This window comes from Microbacterium dauci (assembly GCF_030065535.1).
Taxonomy (GTDB): Bacteria; Actinomycetota; Actinomycetes; order Actinomycetales; family Microbacteriaceae; genus Microbacterium; species Microbacterium dauci.
Genome location: NZ_JASJND010000005.1, coordinates 60,099 through 77,926, shown reverse-complemented (window position 1 = coordinate 77,926; position 17,828 = coordinate 60,099). Strand labels below are relative to the sequence as shown.

At 72.0% G+C, this 17,828-nt stretch carries 16 protein-coding genes; 6 read left to right on the top strand and 10 right to left on the bottom strand.

The features are described 5' to 3' along the window. Nucleotides 1-55: 55 nt before the first annotated feature. Together QNI14_RS07555 and QNI14_RS07550 are read left to right on the top strand one after the other, a co-directional pair. On the top strand, nucleotides 56-430 hold the full coding sequence (locus QNI14_RS07555) for a YciI family protein (RefSeq protein WP_283715912.1): 375 nt from the start codon (nucleotides 56-58) through the stop codon (nucleotides 428-430). Further along, nucleotides 427-1,638 (top strand): RNA polymerase sigma factor, encoded by a 1,212-nt coding sequence (locus tag QNI14_RS07550; RefSeq protein WP_283715911.1) that lies wholly within the window; start codon nucleotides 427-429, stop codon nucleotides 1,636-1,638. The genes QNI14_RS07555 and QNI14_RS07550 overlap by 4 nt, the downstream gene beginning before the upstream one ends. Before the next feature lie 127 nt (nucleotides 1,639-1,765). On the opposite strand, the gene QNI14_RS07545 is transcribed toward QNI14_RS07550, so the two are convergent. The 4 genes from QNI14_RS07545 to QNI14_RS07530 form a co-directional block, all read right to left on the bottom strand. Beyond that, nucleotides 1,766-2,566: a MerR family transcriptional regulator gene (locus QNI14_RS07545; protein ID WP_283715910.1), complete on the bottom strand. Its 801-nt coding sequence runs from the start codon at nucleotides 2,564-2,566 to the stop codon at nucleotides 1,766-1,768. A 140-nt stretch (nucleotides 2,567-2,706) separates the two neighbouring features. Continuing rightward, nucleotides 2,707-3,222 (bottom strand): 2'-5' RNA ligase family protein, encoded by a 516-nt coding sequence (locus tag QNI14_RS07540; RefSeq protein ID WP_283715909.1) that lies wholly within the window; start codon nucleotides 3,220-3,222, stop codon nucleotides 2,707-2,709. A 2-nt stretch (nucleotides 3,223-3,224) separates the two neighbouring features. Continuing rightward, entirely contained in the window at nucleotides 3,225-5,207 is a 1,983-nt protein-coding gene (locus QNI14_RS07535) for a M13 family metallopeptidase (protein WP_283715908.1), read from the bottom strand. A gap of 57 nt (nucleotides 5,208-5,264) precedes the next feature. Then, complete coding sequence (locus QNI14_RS07530) at nucleotides 5,265-7,022, bottom strand: lipase family protein (protein ID WP_283715907.1); 1,758 nt, start codon at nucleotides 7,020-7,022, stop codon at nucleotides 5,265-5,267. Between the two features lie 228 nt (nucleotides 7,023-7,250). On the opposite strand from QNI14_RS07530, the gene QNI14_RS07525 reads away from it, so the two are divergent. The 4 genes from QNI14_RS07525 to araA all read left to right on the top strand — a co-directional run bounded on the left by QNI14_RS07525 (nucleotide 7,251) and on the right by araA (nucleotide 12,407). Next, entirely contained in the window at nucleotides 7,251-8,237 is a 987-nt protein-coding gene (locus QNI14_RS07525; protein WP_283715906.1) for a substrate-binding domain-containing protein, read from the top strand. A 290-nt stretch (nucleotides 8,238-8,527) separates the two neighbouring features. Continuing rightward, nucleotides 8,528-9,247 carry an L-ribulose-5-phosphate 4-epimerase gene (locus QNI14_RS07520; RefSeq protein ID WP_283715905.1) on the top strand — a complete coding sequence of 240 codons (720 nt, stop codon included), beginning with the start codon at nucleotides 8,528-8,530 and terminating at the stop codon, nucleotides 9,245-9,247. Further along, nucleotides 9,244-10,908 (top strand): xylulokinase, encoded by a 1,665-nt coding sequence (locus QNI14_RS07515; RefSeq protein ID WP_283715904.1) that lies wholly within the window; start codon nucleotides 9,244-9,246, stop codon nucleotides 10,906-10,908. Before QNI14_RS07520 ends, QNI14_RS07515 begins: the two co-directional genes overlap by 4 nt. After that, nucleotides 10,905-12,407, top strand: coding sequence for an L-arabinose isomerase (araA, locus tag QNI14_RS07510; RefSeq protein ID WP_283715903.1), 1,503 nt, complete (start codon nucleotides 10,905-10,907; stop codon nucleotides 12,405-12,407). Before QNI14_RS07515 ends, araA begins: the two co-directional genes overlap by 4 nt. A gap of 126 nt (nucleotides 12,408-12,533) precedes the next feature. Here the strand turns inward: araA and QNI14_RS07505 are convergent, their stop codons facing one another. The 6 genes from QNI14_RS07505 to QNI14_RS07480 all read right to left on the bottom strand — a co-directional run bounded on the left by QNI14_RS07505 (nucleotide 12,534) and on the right by QNI14_RS07480 (nucleotide 17,825). Beyond that, nucleotides 12,534-13,088 carry a hypothetical protein gene (locus QNI14_RS07505; protein WP_283715902.1) on the bottom strand — a complete coding sequence of 185 codons (555 nt, stop codon included), beginning with the start codon at nucleotides 13,086-13,088 and terminating at the stop codon, nucleotides 12,534-12,536. 3 nt (nucleotides 13,089-13,091) lie between these two features. Beyond that, nucleotides 13,092-13,502: a DUF4383 domain-containing protein gene (locus QNI14_RS07500; RefSeq protein WP_283715900.1), complete on the bottom strand. Its 411-nt coding sequence runs from the start codon at nucleotides 13,500-13,502 to the stop codon at nucleotides 13,092-13,094. A gap of 96 nt (nucleotides 13,503-13,598) precedes the next feature. Continuing rightward, entirely contained in the window at nucleotides 13,599-14,702 is a 1,104-nt protein-coding gene (locus QNI14_RS07495) for a glycerate kinase (RefSeq protein WP_283715898.1), read from the bottom strand. Next, nucleotides 14,699-15,733, bottom strand: a complete 1,035-nt coding sequence (locus QNI14_RS07490) for a LacI family DNA-binding transcriptional regulator (protein WP_283715897.1) — start codon at nucleotides 15,731-15,733, stop codon at nucleotides 14,699-14,701. The genes QNI14_RS07495 and QNI14_RS07490 overlap by 4 nt, the downstream gene beginning before the upstream one ends. A gap of 23 nt (nucleotides 15,734-15,756) precedes the next feature. After that, nucleotides 15,757-16,626 carry a sugar phosphate isomerase/epimerase family protein gene (locus QNI14_RS07485; RefSeq protein WP_283715895.1) on the bottom strand — a complete coding sequence of 290 codons (870 nt, stop codon included), beginning with the start codon at nucleotides 16,624-16,626 and terminating at the stop codon, nucleotides 15,757-15,759. Continuing rightward, nucleotides 16,623-17,825, bottom strand: a complete 1,203-nt coding sequence (locus QNI14_RS07480) for a dihydrodipicolinate synthase family protein (RefSeq protein ID WP_283715894.1) — start codon at nucleotides 17,823-17,825, stop codon at nucleotides 16,623-16,625. Before QNI14_RS07480 ends, QNI14_RS07485 begins: the two co-directional genes overlap by 4 nt. Between the last annotated feature and the right edge of the window lie 3 nt (nucleotides 17,826-17,828).

Sequence of the window (17,828 nt, the reverse complement as noted above, 5' to 3'; positions counted from 1 at the left end):
GACCGGCTCCGACACACTGGAACGGCCGAGACGCGGCCGAGAAGGAGCACCGGACATGAAGTACCTCATCCTGATCCAGAGCAACGCCGCCGTGGCCGACATGTTCGCCGCAATGACCGACGAGCAGCGCAGCGCCGCCTACGAGCTGTACTGGTCGATCGAGAGCGACCTCGAGGCCTCGGGCGAACTCGTCGAGTCGAAGGCCCTCGACGAGCGCGGCCAGCGCGTCGTCACCCGCACCGGCGATGTCGTCACCGACGCGCCGCTCCCCGAGACGACCGAGGTCGTCAGCGGCTTCTACCTCGTCGACGTCGCCGGCCCCGAGCGGGCCCACGAGATCGCGGCGCGGTTCCCCGAAGCCGCGGTGGGCGGCATCCGCGTCGCGCGGACGCTGACCGCGGAGGACTTCCAGGCCGCGGGCTTCATGTGACACCGCGTCGGCCGGCTCCGCAGGCCGCGCTCGTCGCCGCCCTGCGGCAGGCCGTGCCGCGCGCGGTTGCCGCTGTCACGCGCCGCATCGGTGACTTCGACGACGCCGAGGACGCGGTGCAGGAAGCCCTCGTCGCGGCCGCCCGGCAGTGGCCGCAGGACGGCATCCCCGACGAACCCGCGGCGTGGCTCACCACGGTCGCCGTGCGTCGCGCGATCGATCAGGTGCGGTCGGATGCCGCGCGCCGCGAGCGAGAGCTGCGGATCACGATGCTCGACCCGGCACCCGCCGCCGTCTCGACCGTCGACGACACGCTCGCGCTCTACGCGCTGTGCTGCCACCCGGCGCTCCCCCGCACTGCGCAGGTGCCTCTCACGCTCCGCGCGGTCGCCGGGCTCAGCACCCGGGAGATCGCGCGCGGACTGCTGCTCAGCGAGGCGACGGTGGCCCAGCGGATCTCCCGCGCGAAGGCGACACTGCGCGCCGCCGACGCGCGCTTCGACGACGCAGACCTCGCCGATCGCATCCCGACGATCCTCGACGTCCTCGGGCTCGTCCACACCGAGTCGCACAGCGCCGCCGAGGGCGACGCCATCACCCGGCCGGAGCTCGCGGTCGAGGCGCTGCGGCTCGCGCGACAGCTCCTTGCCGTGACACCGTCGTCGGCGCCATGGCACGGCGAGGTGCGCGGCCTCGTCGCACTCATGCTCTTCACGAGCGCCCGCACCCCGGCACGGATCGCCGCCGACGGGTCGCTCGTCGCCCTCGCCGACCAAGTCCGCTCGCTCTGGCGGCGGGACCTCATCGCCGAGGCCGACGACCTGCTGACCGTCGCACTGTCGCGGCATCCGCTCGGCCCGTTCCAGCTCCGCGCCGCGATCGCAGGGCTCCACGATGCCGCGACGAGCTTCGCCGACACCGACTGGCAGGAGCTCCTCGCGCTCTACGACCTGCTGCGGGTCATCGACCCCGGTCCGGTCGTCGAACTCGCGAGACTCGTCCCGTTCGCCGAGGTGCACGGGGCGGATGCCGCGCTGCGGCTGCTCGACGACCTCGCGCCGCGGACGCCCGCGGTGCGGGTCGGCGCCGTGCGCGCGCATCTGCTCACCCGCGCCGGTCGCCCCGCCGCCGCGGCGTACCGCGAGGCGGCGGGGCTGGCCGGCAACGGCGCCGAGCGACGCTGGCTCGAGGCCCGCGCCGCGGAGTAGCGCCGCAGTGACGCCGCCCGGGCGTGCACAACGTCTCCGTTTCGGCGACGCCGAGGCGCGGAAGCGGCCCGAACCGGCGCACAGCGCCCCGATTGGAGACGCTGTGCACGCGGCCGTGCCTCGCCGGTCAGGCGACGGGCTGCTGCAGGTCGACGATCCAGCGGGTGCCGGGGCCGTCGAACGGGGTCTGCTCGTAGATCTCGCGGGCCGGTCCGTCGAAGCGGAGCCCGCGACGCTCGATCTCGCCGACGAGCCCCTGCCACGCGGCCTGGATACCTGCGAGGTCGTCGGCCTCGAGGCGCACGGTGAGGGCCCTCGGGTGCGCGGCGACGATGGCCGCCTCGAGCCCGTCGGGGACGGGTGCGTCGCCGATCTGCTCGGCGGCCGCGGCGATCACGCCGTCGTCGACCGTCGTGTAGACGGCGACACCGGGACCGACGTAGGCGGCGCCGGACTCGCGGATCAACGCGTTGACCCGGTCGAACATGCCGCTGATCTCCTCTTCGATCTGCGCCATCTCGCTGACCTTCACGGCCAACTGGACGACGCGCAGCTCGGGGAGTGCGGTTTCGATGAATGCGGACATGGGATGCTCCTTCTCGATCGATCGGAGTCTCGTCTCGATCTCGCGCAGGCGCTGCCGATCGGCGTCGATTTGCGCCGCGAGCTCCCCGCGGCGCGTGCGCAGCAGGTCGGCCACCGATGCACCCGGCGTCGCGTCGTCCAGCATGGCGCCGACCTGCTCGAGCGTGAACCCGAGGTCCTTCAGAGCGACGAGCCGGTTGGCGCGATCCAGCTGCGCCGCCGTGTATGAGCGGTACCCCGAGAAGGGGTCGACCCGCTGCGGGCGCAGCAGACCGAGCTGGTCGTAGTGACGCAGCATCCGCACCGAGACGCCGGCGAGGCGAGCGAATTCTCCGATACTCAACATGGTGATCCCAGGCCACAGTCTGACACCGTGTGAGGGTCAAGCGATGAGGCGGAATCCGCCGAGCGCGCTCGCCGAGCCGACGCAATCGGTCACGCGGACGCCGCGAATGCGACGATTCGCGTCGGGTCGACGCCGGCTCAGTCGCGGAACCCACCGAGGTCGGTGACGGTGGCGGATGCCGCGTCCCACCGCCGCAGCGCGCGGGCGCGGCCGTGCAGGTCACCGCCGACCAGCGGCAGCGCGCGGTCGAGGTCGGCGACCTTGAGGCGGCGGGCGAGGGTGACGTGCGGCATCCACTCGCCGGGAGCGGAATGCGGGGCGTTCTCGCCCGGACCGGCCGCGCCGTGCACCGCGGCGTGGAGCTCGAGCAACGCCGCAGACGGCAACACCGACCGCGCGAGCACCCGGCGGTCACCGGAGCCGAACAGCAGCGGGGCGCCGAGTACGACAGGGAACGCCGCACGCTCGGCGACGGCGAACGGGCCCAGCTCGGGCCGCACCAGCAGCGTCACGTGCGGCCGGTTGCTCGGCGCGGTGTGCGCGGCGAGGCTCGACAGGCCCGCCGCGGCGAGCGCATCCCACTCCGCGCGCACGGCGCGCTCGGTGTCGTCGTCGAGCAGCAGCTCGATGCTGACGACCGGCGCGCCGCGCATGCTCACCAGATGGTGACGCGCTGGTCCTCGTCGAGCCACAGGGCGTCGGACTCCGTGACCCCGAACGCCGTGTAGAATTCGTCGACGTTGCGGACGATCTGGTTGCAGCGGAACTCGTTCGGCGAGTGCGGATCGATCGTCAGCAGCCGGATGATCTCGGCGTCGCGACCCTTCTGCTGCCAGATCTGTCCCCAGCTCAGCAGCAGGCGCTGGATGCCGGTGAACCCGTCGACCACGGGTCCGTCGGGGTCGGTCGACCCGATCGCCTTCAGATGGAGGCGGTACGCCTTGATCGCGATGCCGAGTCCGCCGAGGTCGCCGATGTTCTCGCCGATCGTGAGCGCGCCGTTGACGGTGTGATCGGCCGCGAGGCCCTCCGGCACCAACGCGTTGTACTGCTCGATGAGGGCGCTCGTGCGTTCGGTGAACGCGGCGCGGTCCTCGTCGGTCCACCAGTCGTTGAGCGCGCCGGTGCCGTCGAACGCGCTGCCCTGGTCATCGAAGCCGTGGCCGATCTCGTGGCCGATGACCGCGCCGATGCCGCCGTAGTTCGCCGCGGCATCCCGCTCGAGGTCGAAGAACGGGAACTGCAGGATCGCAGCCGGGAACACGATCTCGTTCATGAGCGGGTTGTAGTACGCGTTCACCGTCTGCGGGGTCATGAACCACTCGTCGCGGTCGATCGGCGCACCGAGCTTGGCGAGCTGGCGGTCGTGCTCCCACGCGTTCGAGCGGCGCACGTTTCCCGTGAGATCGGATGCCGCGATCTCGAGGTCGCTGTAGTCCTTCCACGCCACCGGGTATCCGACCTTCGGCGTGAAGCTGTCGAGCTTCTCGAGGGCGCGCTCGCGGGTGGCGGGCGTCATCCACTCGAGGCCGGTGATCGACTGCCGGTAGGCCTCGACGAGGTTCGCGACGAGCTCGTCCATCTCGGTCTTCGCCTGCGGCGGGAAGTGCCGCTCGACGTACACCTTGCCGACCGCCTCGCCGAGCGCGGCCTCGACGAGCGAGACGCCGCGCTTCCAGCGCTCGCGATTGACGGGGACGCCGGTGAGCTCGGTGCCGTAGAACGCGAAGTTCGCATCGACGAACGCCTGCGACAGGAACGGCGCCGACGCGCGGATCACGTGCAGCCGCAGCCACGCCTTCCAGTCCTCGAGCCGCTCCTCGGTCAGCAGCGACCCGAGCCCCTCGAGGAAGCTCGGCTGGTACACGTTCACCTCGGTGATCGCGTCGGCACGACCCGGGGCGACCGCGTCGCGCCACGGCGCCAGGTCGACGCCGGCGAGCTGCACTGCGGCATCCCACGACATCAGGTTGTAGGTCGCGACCGCGTCACGGCTGCGGACGTTGTCCCAGTGGTGCGAGGCGAGCTCGGTCTCGAGCGCGAGCACCCGGTCGGCCTGCGCCTCGGCGTCGGCGACGCCCGCCAGCGTCAGCATCGTCGCGACATACGTACGGAACGCGGCGCGCGTGCCCTCGAAGTTGTCGAGGCGGTAGTAGCTCTCGTCGGGCAGCGACAGTCCGCCCTGCACGATGAAGGTCACGTACCGCTGCGGGTTGCCGGGATCGGGCTCGATGTACGTGCCGAAGACACCGCCGACACCCTCGCGCTCCAGCACACCGACGGTGTGGAGCAGGCCCGCGACGTCGGTCACCTGGTCGACGAACGTCAGCTGCGGGGCGATCGCGTCGGCACCCGCCGCCTCGATCGCGTCGGTGTCCATGAAGCTCGTGTAGAGGTCGCCGATCTTGCGCGCCTCGGTGTCGGGCTCGGCGGTCTGCGCCTCTTCGATGATGACCTTGACGTCGTGCTCGGCCTGCTCGGCGATGAGATGGAACGACCCCCACCGCGCCTTGTCTTCGGGGATCTCGGTGCGGTCGAGCCACGAGCCGTTCACGTGCCGGTACAGGTCGTCCTGCGGGCGGACGGTGGCGCTCAGTTCATCGAGGTGGATGCCGGAGGGCAGGGTCTTCTCGGTCATGCGTCCCACCCTAAATGCGGGCGGCGGCGGGGGGGCATCCGCTTGACTTCCCCCGGTTCACTGGCGGGTGGTCTCGCAGCCCTCGGCGGCGGGGACGCCCGCGAATCGGTCGCGCGTCCACTCGACGAGCTCGGTGAGCAGCGGCGACGGACGTTCCACCACACCGGCATGCTCGTAGCCGTCGTAGATGCGGAAGTCGACGTCCTGCCCGGCGGCGCACATCCGGTCGACGAAGTCGGCTTGCGACCCGGCCGAGATCACGCTGTCCGAACCACCCTGCCCGACCAGTAGCGGCGCGGTCTGCAGCATCGGCGCGGTGTTCTCGCGCAGGCGCACGCCCAGGTCACCCGTCGCCGGCGACGTCGAGAACAGCCGCGGATCGGTGCTCATCCCGAGCGCGGCGGCGACCGACACGATGATGGCCGGGTCGCTGAGACAGCGCTCCGACATCTGGCGCAGGCTCGTCTCGGCGCCGGGGCGTACATAGTCGCGGTACTCGATTTCGGGGTAGATGTCCGAGAACGACGCGAACGCGTACGAGGCGAAGATGCTGCCGCCGGTCACGCTCGAGATGTTCTGCACGAGCGTGGCCGGGTCGCTCGCCGGCGCGAGCGCGGCGACGCCCTGCACCCAGACGTCCGGCGCGTACTCGCGCGCGAGCGCGCCGGTCCACAGCGCCGCGCCGCCGCCCTGCGAGTGCCCCCAGACGACGGTGCGGGCGCCGAGGTCGGCGTCTTCGAGCTCCTTCGCGGCGCGCACCGCGTCGAGCGACGCGTAGGCGCTGGGCGGGCCGATGAGGTACGGATGCGGCCCCTCGGTGCCGAGGCCGATGTAGTCGGTCGACACCACCGCCCACCCCTCGCGGATGAGTGTCGGCAGGATGTACATCGCCCCCGACCACATGCCGCGCGGCTGCAGCGACGGAGCGCAGTGCTGCGCGTACCCGGTCGTGCCGTGGTTCCAGTCGATGACCGGCCACTGGCCGTCGCCGTCCTTCGGCACCGCGACGATGCCGCTCGCCTCGCGGACCTCACCGTCGACACCGGTGGTCGTGTAGAGGATGCGCCAGGCGTTCGCCGTCGCCGGGATGCCACCGGTGAACGGCTCGGCGCGAATGAGCCGCCCCGGCTCATCGGGCATGTCTCGGGGCGCCGCGTAGAACTCGTCGACGACCGTCGATCCTTCGCGCAGCGGCACCGTGACGACCGTCGTCGTGACGGCGAGCGCCACCGACGCGAGCGCGATCACCGTGCGACCCCAGCGGCGGGGCCGTACCGCGGGGGCCTTGGCGGCATCGTTGCGACGGCGGATGCGCGTCCAGAGGTCGACGACGCCGCTCATGATGAGTCGCGCACCGAACACGACCGCGACCACGAGGAGCGTGATGTCGGGCCAGAACAACGCGAGCACGCCGAAGATCACGCCCGAGGCGCCGAACGCGGCATCCGCGATCCGCGCGTCGATCGTGCGACCGCGACCGAACGCTGCGGCGAACCCGAGCGCGCCCGCCGCGAACAGCAGCACGCCGACGACGCTCGCGAGCGCTCGCACGGTGAGGCCCGGTGCGAGCAGCACGATGAGGCCGGCGATGAGCCACGCGAGGCCGGTCAGCGTGCGCCACCGCGGCCGCTCCGACTCGTCGGCTCGGCCGGTGAGGTCGAGGACGCCGGTCAGCACCATGCCGCCACCGATGAGCCACGCGAGAACGTCGAGCGCCGTCGTCGGCCGGATCACGATCACGACGCCGAGCACGAGCGCCGCGATCGCGACGACGATGCGCACCCACTCGGGCATGCGGGCGTGGAGGCGCGCCAACGCGAGACGCTGCAATATCCGCATCGGTCACCTCCGGCGGGTTCGGGTCTCCGGTCTCGGGGTTCCCCACCGTAGTCGGGGTGCCGGATCGGTGCGGAGGCCTCGACATTCCAGCGCCGGGATGCAAGCCCTGTCCGTTTACGCACGGGTTTGGGTGTGAAACCGTGCGTCGTTACGCCCGAAATCGCGCGTAAACGGACTGGGCGGGTGCGCGGATACAGTGGCGGCATGGGACGAGCGGGGACGACACGAGCCGGCGTGCGCGACGTCGCCGCCCGCGCCGGGGTCTCGACGCAGACCGTCTCGCGCGTCATCAACGACAGCCCGAAGGTGCGCCCCGACACCCGAGCCCGGGTCGAGGCGGCGATGGCCGAGCTCGGCTACCGGGTGAACAACGCCGCTCGCGCACTCGGCACCTCGACCACGCGGACGGTCGGCGTCATCGCCTCGGATGCCACCCTCTCCGGCCCCTCCGCCGGGATCGCCGCGCTCGATGCGGCCGCCCAGGACGTGGACCGTTGGATCGCGACCGCGTACGCCGACGCCGCCGACCCGGTCGCCGTGACGGCCGCGGCATCCCGTCTGCTCGCACAGGGGGTGGACGCGCTCATCGTCGTCGCGCCGCACACCGCGACGCTGCCCGCGCTACGCGGCACGATCGGTGAGACCCCGCTCGGTGCGCTGCACTCCGGCGCGGGCGGCGAGGTGCAGCGGCGCGCGGCGGGGCTCGCGGTCTCGCATCTGCTCGAGCTCGGGCACCGGCGCATCGCGCGGCTCGCGGGGCCGACAGACTGGCTCGAGGCGATCGAGCGCGACGCGGGTGCCGCGGCGGTGCTGGAAGCGGCGGGCGCGGAGGCCGCACCGGTGTGGCACGGCGACTGGAGCGCCGCGGCCGGCGCGGCCGTCGCCGACGAGGTGGCCGCCGCGGTGCGCGCGCCCAGCGGGCCGACGGCCGTCGCGGTCGCCAACGACCAGATGGCGCTCGGCCTCATCGCGGGGCTGCAGCGCGCCGGCATCGCCGTGCCGGGCGACGTCAGCGTCACCGGATTCGACGACAACGCGGATGCCGCCTTCTACACGCCGGCACTGACGACCGTCCGCGTCGACACCGCCGGCGAGGCCCGCCGCGTCGTCGCCGAGGTCCTCGGGTTGGGCGACGCCACACCGGCGTCCGCTCCCGTGCTCGTGGCGCGCGCCTCGACCGCCGCCCGCTGAGCCGCGTCCTCCTGCAACAACTCCGGAGTTTCCCGCTGCCGCGCCGCCCCCAGCCGTTGTTACGGGCGTGCGGGGTCGGTTTCTCCGGAGTTGTTGCCGCGCCCACGTTCGTAACTCCTCAACTTCGGCGGCAGTTCTGCCCGAACCGGCCAGATTCGGGCTGTTCGATGCGGCTTTTGAGGAGTTGTGAACGGCGAGCGGATGCCACGCGGCACGAGCAGCGGCCGCCGACATCGGCGGTGGCCCAACAACCGGTGGCATCCGCGCCGTGTTATCGGTAACATCGCAGCATGACCGATCCCAATGAGGCGATCAGCCCCGAGGTGCAGCGCGCGATCGACGCCATCCGCGCCGACGTCGCCGCCCTGCACGCCGAACTCGTCCGCTACGGCCTCGTCATCTGGACCGGCGGGAACGTCTCGGGCCGCGTGCCGGGCGCGGACCTCTTCGTCATCAAGCCCTCCGGCGTCTCGTACGACGACCTCGCTCCCGAGAACATGATCCTCTGCGACCTCGACGGCAACGTCGTCGCCGGCAGCCCCGGCAGCGAGCGGTCGCCTTCGAGCGACACCGCCGCGCACGCCTACGTGTACCGGAACATGCCCACTGTCGGCGGCGTCGTGCACACCCACTCCCCCTATGCCGTCGCTTGGGCCGCGCGCGGCGAAGAGATCCCCTGTGTCATCACCGGTATGGCCGACGAGTTCGGCGGGCCGATCCCGATCGGGCCGTTCGCGATCATCGGCGACGACTCGATCGGCCGCGGCATCGTCGAGACGCTGAGCGGCCACCGCTCGCGCGCCGTCCTCATGCAGAATCACGGTCCGTTCACGATCGGCGTCAGCGCGAAGGATGCCGTGAAGGCGGCCGTCATGTGCGAGGACGCAGCCCGCACCGTGCACTTCGCGCGGCAGGGCGGCGAGGTCATCCCGATCCCGCAGGACAAGATCGACGCCCTCTACAACCGCTACCAGAACGTCTACGGCCAGAGCTCGGACGACCGTCGATGAGTGCGGAGCTGATCAGTCAAGGCAGGGCAGCGCTGGGCATCGAGCTCGGCTCGACGCGTATCAAGGCATGCCTCGTGGATGCCGCCGACCCCACCGTCGTGCTCGCGACCGGTGCGCACGCGTGGGAGAACGCGTTCGAGGACGGCGTCTGGACGTACCCGGAGGACGCCGTCTGGTCGGGGCTGCAGGCCGCGTACGCCGACCTCGCCGCCGAGGTTAAGCGGCAATATGGCGCCCGGATCGAGACCCTCGCCGGCATCGGTGTCTCGGCGATGATGCACGGCTACCTCGCGTTCGACGCGGACGGCACCCTGCTCGTGCCGTTCCGCACGTGGCGCAACACCTCGACCGGGCCGGCTGCCGCCGAGCTCACCGAGCTGCTGCGGGTGAACATCCCGCTGCGCTGGTCGATCGCGCACCTGCATCAGGCCGTGCTCGACGACGAGGCCCACCTCGCGTCGCTCGCCCGCATCAACACCCTCGCCGGGTGGGTGCACGAGCGGCTGACCGGCCGCTTCGTGCTCGGCGTCGGCGACGCATCGGGCATGTTCCCGATCGGCGCGGACGGCGACTACGACCGCGAGCGCATCGCGACGTATGACGCGCATGCCGGGCTTCACCGGCCCCTCGCCGACCTGCTTCCCGAGGTGCTCCCTGCGGGAGCGGATGCCGGCGCCCTCACCGCCGCCGGTGCGGCCCTCCTCGACCCGAGCGGCACACTGCAGCCCGGCGCGGTCGCCGCCCCGCCGGAGGGTGACGCCGGCACCGGCATGGTCGCCACGAACGCGGTGTCACCGCGCACCGGCAACGTCAGCGCCGGCACGAGCATCTTCGCGATGGTCGTCCTGGAGCGTCCGCTCGAGCGGGTCCACACCGAGATCGACCTCGTGACGACGCCCGCGGGCGACCCCGTCGCGATGGTGCACTGCAACAACGGCGCCAGCGAGCTCGGCGCCTGGGCGGGATTGTTCGGGGCGTTCGCGGCGGCATCCGGTTCTGCGATGCCTGCCGATGCGGTGTTCGAAACGCTGCTGCGGGCCGCGCTCGACGGCGCCCCCGACGCCGGCGGACTGCTCGCGTACAACCACCTCTCGGGTGAGCCGATCGCCGGGCTCGACGAGGGCCGACCGCTGTTCGTGCGCACGCCCGACGCCGACTTCACGCTCGCGAACACGATGCGCGCGCACGTGTACGGCGTCTTCGCGACGCTCGCGCTCGGCATGCAGACGCTCGCCGGGGAGGGCGTCGCGCTCGAGCAGATGTTCGCGCACGGCGGGGTGTTCCGCACCGCCGGCGTCGCGCAGCGCTTCCTCGCCGCGGCGCTCGACGCACCCGTCACCGTGGGCGACACCGCCGCCGAGGGCGGGGCATGGGGCATGGCGGTGCTCGCCGCGTTCGCCGTTCACCAGCCCCGAATCGCGGATGCCGCGGCATCCGACCCGCACATCGGCGCCGGCGAAGCGCTGGAAACCCTCGCGACGTACCTCACCGACCACGTGTTCGCGGGGGCGGCATCCGTCACCGCCGACCCCGACCCGGCCGACGTCGCCGGGTTCGCCGACTACCTCACCCGCTACCGCGCCGGCCTCGCCGCCGAGGCCGCAGCCGTCGCCGCACTGCCCGTGCGCGGCATCCGCTCATCGAACGAAGGAACCGCATGACCCTCTCCACCAGCCTCGAGCAGTACACCGTCTGGTTCGTCACCGGCAGCCAGAACCTCTACGGCGAAGAGACGCTGCGGCAGGTCGCCGAGCAGTCGCAGGCCGTCGCCGCGGGACTTTCCGGACTCCCGGTGAAGGTCGAATGGAAGCCGGTGTTGAAGGATGCCGACTCGATCCGCCGGCTCGCGCTCGACGCGAACGCCGACGACTCGGTCATCGGCGTCATCGCGTGGATGCACACCTTCAGCCCCGCGAAGATGTGGATCGCCGGCCTCGACGCGCTGCGCAAGCCGTTGCTGCACCTGCACACGCAGGCCAACGTCGAGCTGCCGTGGAACGACATCGACTTCGACTTCATGAACCTCAACCAGGCCGCGCACGGCGACCGCGAGTTCGGGTACATCCAGACGCGCCTCGGCGTCTCGCGCAAGACCGTCGTCGGGCACGTCTCGAACCCGGTCGTCGTGCAGCAGATCGACGACTGGCAGCGCGCCGCCGCCGGCTGGCAGGCCGCCCGCACCCTCAAGCTCGCCCGCTTCGGCGACAACATGCGCTACGTCGCCGTCACCGAAGGCGACAAGACCGAGGCCGAGCTGCAGTTCGGCGTGCAGGTCAACACGTGGGGCGTGAACGAGCTGGCGGATGCCGTGGCGCAGGCCACCGACGCGCAGATCGACGCCCTCGTCGAGGAGTACGTCGCCACCTACGACGTCGCCGACGAGCTACTCCCGGGTGCCGACCGCCACCAGTCGCTCCGCGACGGCGCCGCGATCGAGATCGGCCTCCGCTCGTTCCTCGAGGCGGGCGGATTCGGCGCGTTCACCACGTCGTTCGAGGATCTCGGCGCGCTCACGCAGCTGCCCGGGCTCGCGGTGCAGCGCCTCATGGCCGACGGCTACGGCTTCGGCGCCGAGGGCGACTGGAAGACCGCGATCCTCGTCCGCGTCGCGAACGTCATGGGCGCGGGCCTCCCCGGCGGCGCGAGCCTCATGGAGGACTACACGTACGACCTCGTGCCCGGCAACGAGCGGATCCTCGGCGCGCACATGCTCGAGGTCTCGCCCTCGCTGTCGAGCGCGAAGCCACGGCTCGAGGTGCACGAGCTTGGTATCGGCGGCAAGTCCGACCCGGTGCGCCTCGTCTTCACCGCCGACCCGGGGCCGGCGCTCGTCGTCGCGATGAGCGACATGCGCGACCGGTTCCGCCTCGTCGCGAACGTGGTCGAGAACGTCGACGCCCCCGACCTGCCGAAACTGCCGGTGGGACGTGCGGTGTGGAAGCCGCAGCCCGACTTCGCGACCTCGGCCGCGTGCTGGCTCGCCGCGGGAGCCGCACACCACACGGTCATGACGACCGCGGTCGGCATCGAGGTGTTCCGCGACTTCGCCGAGATCGCCGGCACCGAGCTCCTCGTCATCGACGACGACACCACGGTGCGCGGGTTCCAGAAGGAGCTCCGCTGGAACCAGGCGTACTACCGCCTCGCCCGCGGAGTGTGAGTGGGAGCGGATGCCGCGGGGCGGCATCCGCTCGTCGCTTGTGCGTCAAGCCCTTGATCCTGCTTCAGGTGGCAGGACACGCCGCTACGCGCCCCGCGAAGCGGCAAGTACTGCCACCTGAGCGGGTCAGTGGCCGCCGTGGCCCGGGAGTACCAGCTCGTGGTCGGAGTGGCTCGGCGCGTCGCTGCCGACGGCGGTCGACCCGAGTGACGGAGTGACGAGCCCGGCGACGACGATGCAACCGGCGATGAGGCCGATCATGCTCGTGCGGCGTGGCTCTCGAGCAGCGGATGCCGCGGGCGTGGCATCCGCTTCGGAACGTGCCGCACGGCGCACCGTCAGTGCCGCCGCGATGCCGACCACCAGCGTGAGCAGCAGCGCGCTGGCGACGGCGAGCGCGCTGACTCCCTGGGGATCGAGCGCGAGCGCCGCGACGACCGCAGCGATCGCGACCAGCGAGCCGCCCGTCGTCAGGCGCGGCAGGACGAGGCGACCGGTCGCGAGGGCCGCGACGCCCCAGGCCAGCGTCGCGGTCCCCACGAAGACGAGCAGGACGCCGACGCCGCGCGAGGCGGGGTCGGCGCCCTGGGTGACCGCACCCGCACCGAGCCCGAGGTCGAGCAGGCCCGCACCCCAGGCGGCGAGCGCCGGCCAGGAGCGGGTCAGTGCGGATGCGGTCATGGTTCAGACCGCCTGACGGGGCGAGACCTGCTTGTCGGCGGCGATGCCGGTACCGAGAAGCACGAGCGCGCTGGCGAGGTGCAGGAAGTGGTCGTTCGTGTTCAGGGCGAGCACGTTGGCGGCGGTGTCGGCGATGAAGAATCCGACGATGCCGAGCAGCAGGTACGCGGCTCCGACGACGATGTTGACGCCCTTCGCGGCCTTCACGTTCGAAAGGCCGCCGATGAGCAGCGCGGCGCCGATCAGCAGGTGGGCCACGTTGTGGAGCGGGTTGACCTCGAAGATGCCGAGGAGCAGGCCACCGTCGGTCGAGACGAAGCCGACACCTGAGGTCGCGGTGAAGCCGAGCAGACCGACGAGCAGGTAGACGGCGCCGAAGATCGTGGCGACGAGGCGGTTGGGTGAGGTGCGCATGGGAATCCTCCTTGTGCTGCGGTGGATGCCGCGGGCGCGCCATCCTGCACAGAGTGTTCGGAGGTGCGCGGCGATCGGATTGCCGGATTGCCGGGCTTAGCGCGCGGCGAGCTCCCGGCCCGCGGCGCGGAGCCAGCGCACGGGGTCGGCGAGCGACGCTTCGGCAGCCCCGGCGAGGTCGGTGAGCGACACAGCATGCGCGAACGCCGACACATCGGCATCCGGCGCGATGCGTCCGGCGACCAACGCGACCGGCACGCCGGCGATCGAGGCCGCGCCCTGCACGAACGTCGGCACTTTGCCGGCTGCCGACTGGGTGTCGAACGATCCCTCGCCGGTCACGACGACGGATGCCGCCGACGCGGCACCCGCGAGATCGATGAGTTCCGCCACCTCGCCCGCCCCGGGCCGCAGCACCGCGCCCCAGGCGGCGAGCGCGAAGCCGGTGCCGCCGGCGGCGCCCGCACCTGGAAGCTCAGGATCGAGCTCGGGCGCCAACAGTCGGCCGAAGCGCCGCAGCGCGGCATCCGCTGCGGGGATGTCCGTATTCGTGAGCCCCTTCTGGGGCCCGAAGACGGATGCCGCGCCGTTCGATCCCGTCAGCGGGTTGGTGACGTCGCTGAGGACGAGCACCCCGTCCGCGGGCAGGGCGCGAAGCCGCGACCGGTCGACGGCCGCGACGGCGGCGAGCCCGCGGGCGCCCCGGCCGGTATCGACGCCATCGGCGTCGCGGAAGCGGGCGCCGAGGGCGCGCAGCATCCCGCTGCCGCCGTCGGTCGACGCGGAGGAGCCGATCCCGAGCACGAGGCGGCGGACGCCTGCGTCGAGCGCGGCCGCGATCGCTTCGCCGAAGCCGGTCGTGTCGGCGTCCCACGGCAGGCGGGTCTCGCCGAGCAGTTCGATGCCGCTCGTGGACGCCAGTTCGACGACACCCGTCCCGTCGGGCAGCTCGAGCCATGCGGCATCCACCAGATCACCGCGAGGACCATGGACGCGCACCGGATGCCGCACGGCACCCGGCACTGCCGCGGCGAAGGCGTCGAGCGTGCCCTCACCGCCGTCGGCCATCGGCCGCAGCACGATCTCGGCGTGCGGGTCGGTCTCGTGCCATCCGGCAGCGAGCGCCTCGGCCGCGGCCGCGGCGGCGATGGAGCCTTTGAAGCTGTCGACGGCGATGACGACGCGGCGCGGAACGCTCACGCGAGTGCCGGCGTGCTGTCTCGGAGCAGCACGTCGAACCCGATCGGCGCGGGCGCCCACTCGAGGTCGGTCGCGGCACGGAACGCCTGATAGCCGACCTCCTCGAGCGGAACTCGGACCGTCGTGAGCGCCGGGGTCACGTCGCGGCCGGTGGGGATGTCGTCGAAGCCTGCGAAGGCGATGTCGCCGCCGGGCTCTCGTCCCGCATCGCGTGCGGCCGACAGCGCACCGATCGCGACGACGTCGCTGATCCCGAAGACGACGGTGCCGGTCGCGACACCGTCTGCGAGTGCCTCAGCCATCGCGGCGCGTCCAGCTTCGCGTGAGAAGCCGCCGCGGTAGATGCGGGGCGCTTCGCCACCCGCTCCGGTGAACCCGTCAGTGAACCCGGCGACGCGGTTGTCGCTCGTCACGATGCCCTCTGCCGCGGCGAGGACGATCGCCCGCGTGTACCCTCGCTCGGCGAGCGCAGCGCCGAGCGCAGCGGCGCCGCCATGGTTGTCGATCCGCACACCACGCACGCCCTCGGTGTCGGCACCGAACGCGACCACCTGTCCGCCGACGGCGCGCAGCTGGTCGAGCTCTTGCAGCAGCGTCGCGTCGAACTCGCCCGAGGGGCGTGACGCCGCGAGGATCAGCCCGCGCGGCCGTTGTCCACGCAACGCACGGACGAGGCGCACTTCGCGATCCGCGTCGCGCTCGGTGATCGCAACGGTGACGACGAGGCCCGCCTCGTCGGCGCCGCGCGCGACACCCGAGGCGATGAGCCCGAAATAGGGGTCGGCGATGTCGGCGACGAGCAGCGCGATGATCGCGGATGTCCCCCGTGCGGTCGCCTGCGCCGACAGGTTCGCGGTGTACCCGAGCCGTGCCGCGGCGGCCTCGACCCGCTCGCGGTAGGCGTCCGCCACCTTGCGGGTTGAGCCGTTCAACGCGCGTGACGCGGTCGCAAGCGACACTCCCGCCTCTCGGGCGACGTCGTCGAGCGTGACGGCCGCGACGGTGCGGCGCGGGGAGGTCGGGTCGGCCATGGTCGAGAGTCTAAGCGGGTCCCTCAGCCGCGGAGCGAAGGCGTGACCGATGCCGCGAACGCCGCCGCCGTGTGGCGGACGGTCTCGGCGGGGTCGGTGGCCCACACGTCGGCATTGAAGATCTCGACCTCGATGTCGCCGCGGTACCCGGTGTCGACGACCGCGCGGGTGAGGCTCGCGAGATCGATGACACCCTCACCGGGGTGGTGGCGTCCGAGGAGCACATCCGCCGGGAGCGGCGTCCTCCAGTCGCACACCTGGTACGACGCGATCCGTCCCTCGCGCCCGGCGCGCTCGATCGAGTCGTAGACGTCCGGGTCCCAGAAGATGTGGAACGTGTCGACGGTCGCGCCCACGACGGACGGGTCGAAGTCCGCGGCGATGTCGAGCGCCTGGCCGAGCGTCGAGACGACGCAGCGGTCGGTCGCGTACATCGGGTGCAGCGGCTCGATGGCGAGTGTCACGCCGGCCGAGGCGGCGTGCGGGGCGAGTTCGCCGATCGCGTCGCGGACACGCTCGCGAGCGCCGCGCAGGTCGCGCGATCCCTCCGGCAGTCCGCCGGCGACGAGGACGAGCACCGCGGCCGAACCGGGAGCGCCCGCGGCGGCGAGCGTCGCCGCCTCCTCGATCGCGACGAGGTTGTCGTCGATCGATGCCCGACGCGCAGGCCCCTCGGGCATCGTGAAGAAGCCCGAGCGGCAGTGGGTCGAGAACCGCAGACCCGAATCGGTGAGCATGCGGGCGGCGGTCGCCAGCCCGACCTCCTGCACCGGCTCGCGCCAGAGGCCGATCGAGGCGATCCCCGCCTCGGCGGTGACGCGCAGCGCGGTCGCGAGATCGGCGTGCTTGATCGTGCCCTGGTTGATCGACAGGCGCGGGTCGACGGCGCTCACGAGATGACTCCGTTCAGCCGCAGCATCCCGTGCCAGCGCTCCGCGGCGAGCTCCGGCCGCTCGAACGCCTTCGCCGCGTTGGCGAGCTCGACGATGCGGGACAGGTGCGGCAGGCTCCGCGCCGAGTGCAGGCCGCCCACCATCTGGAAGGCGGGCTGGTGCCCGTTGAGCCAGGCGAGGAACGCGACGCCCGTCTTGTAATAGAAGGTCGGCGCGGCGAACACCTGACGCGAAAGCTCCTCGGTGGGCCCGAGGACCTCGAGGTAGCGGGCCGGGTCGCCGGCGTCGAGTGCCTGGATCGCGGCGGATGCCACGGGCGTCAGCGCCGCGAACGCGCCGAGGAGCGCGTCTGAGTGCTGTCGCGGCGATGCGGGGTCGCGCTCGGGCTGCGGTGCGTCCGGCACGTCGGCACCACCGATGAGCCCGACGTAGTTGAAGTCGTCGCCGGTGAACATGCGGACACCCTCGGGAAGGCGCTCGCGGACGGAGACTTCGGACGCGGCATCCAACAGGCTCATCTTGACGCCCGCGACCTTGTCGGCGTGCTCGCCGATGATCTCGAGCAGGACGGCCGAGGCCGTCTGCCAGTCGGCGGCACCGAAGTAGCCCTGCAACTGCGGGTCGAACGCGGTGCCGAGCCAGTGCAGCACCACCGGCGCCTCGGCGCGCGAGAGCACGTCGCGGTACACGCGGCGGTAGTCGTCGGCGGATGCCGCGGCCCGGGCGAGGTGGCGGGAGGCCATCAGCACGGGGCCGGCGCCCTGTTCCTCGGTGAAGTGGAGCTGCTCGAGGTAGGCGGCGGTGATCTGGTCGAGCGTGATGTGCTCGTCGTCGACGTGGTCGGTGTTCACGCCGACGACGACCGAGCCGCCCTCCTCGCGTGCGACCTGCGCGGAGCGCGAAATGAGCTCACGCGTCGCCGCGGCATCCAACCCCATGTTCCGCTGTGCGGTGTCCATGGCGTCGGCGACGCCGAGGCCCCACGAGTACACGTTGCGACGGAACGCGAGCGTCGCATCCCAGTCGATGTCGGCCGGCTGCCCAGGGGTGTTGTCGGCGTATGTGCGGGGCACGACGTGCGCGGCGGCGTACGCGACGCGGCTGCGCAGCGGGCCGTTCGGACGGGTGTAGCTCGACGTGTCGACAAGCGGGACGGACGTCACCGCGCCGTCGGCGGCGAGGAGGGAGAGCTCGGTCACGGG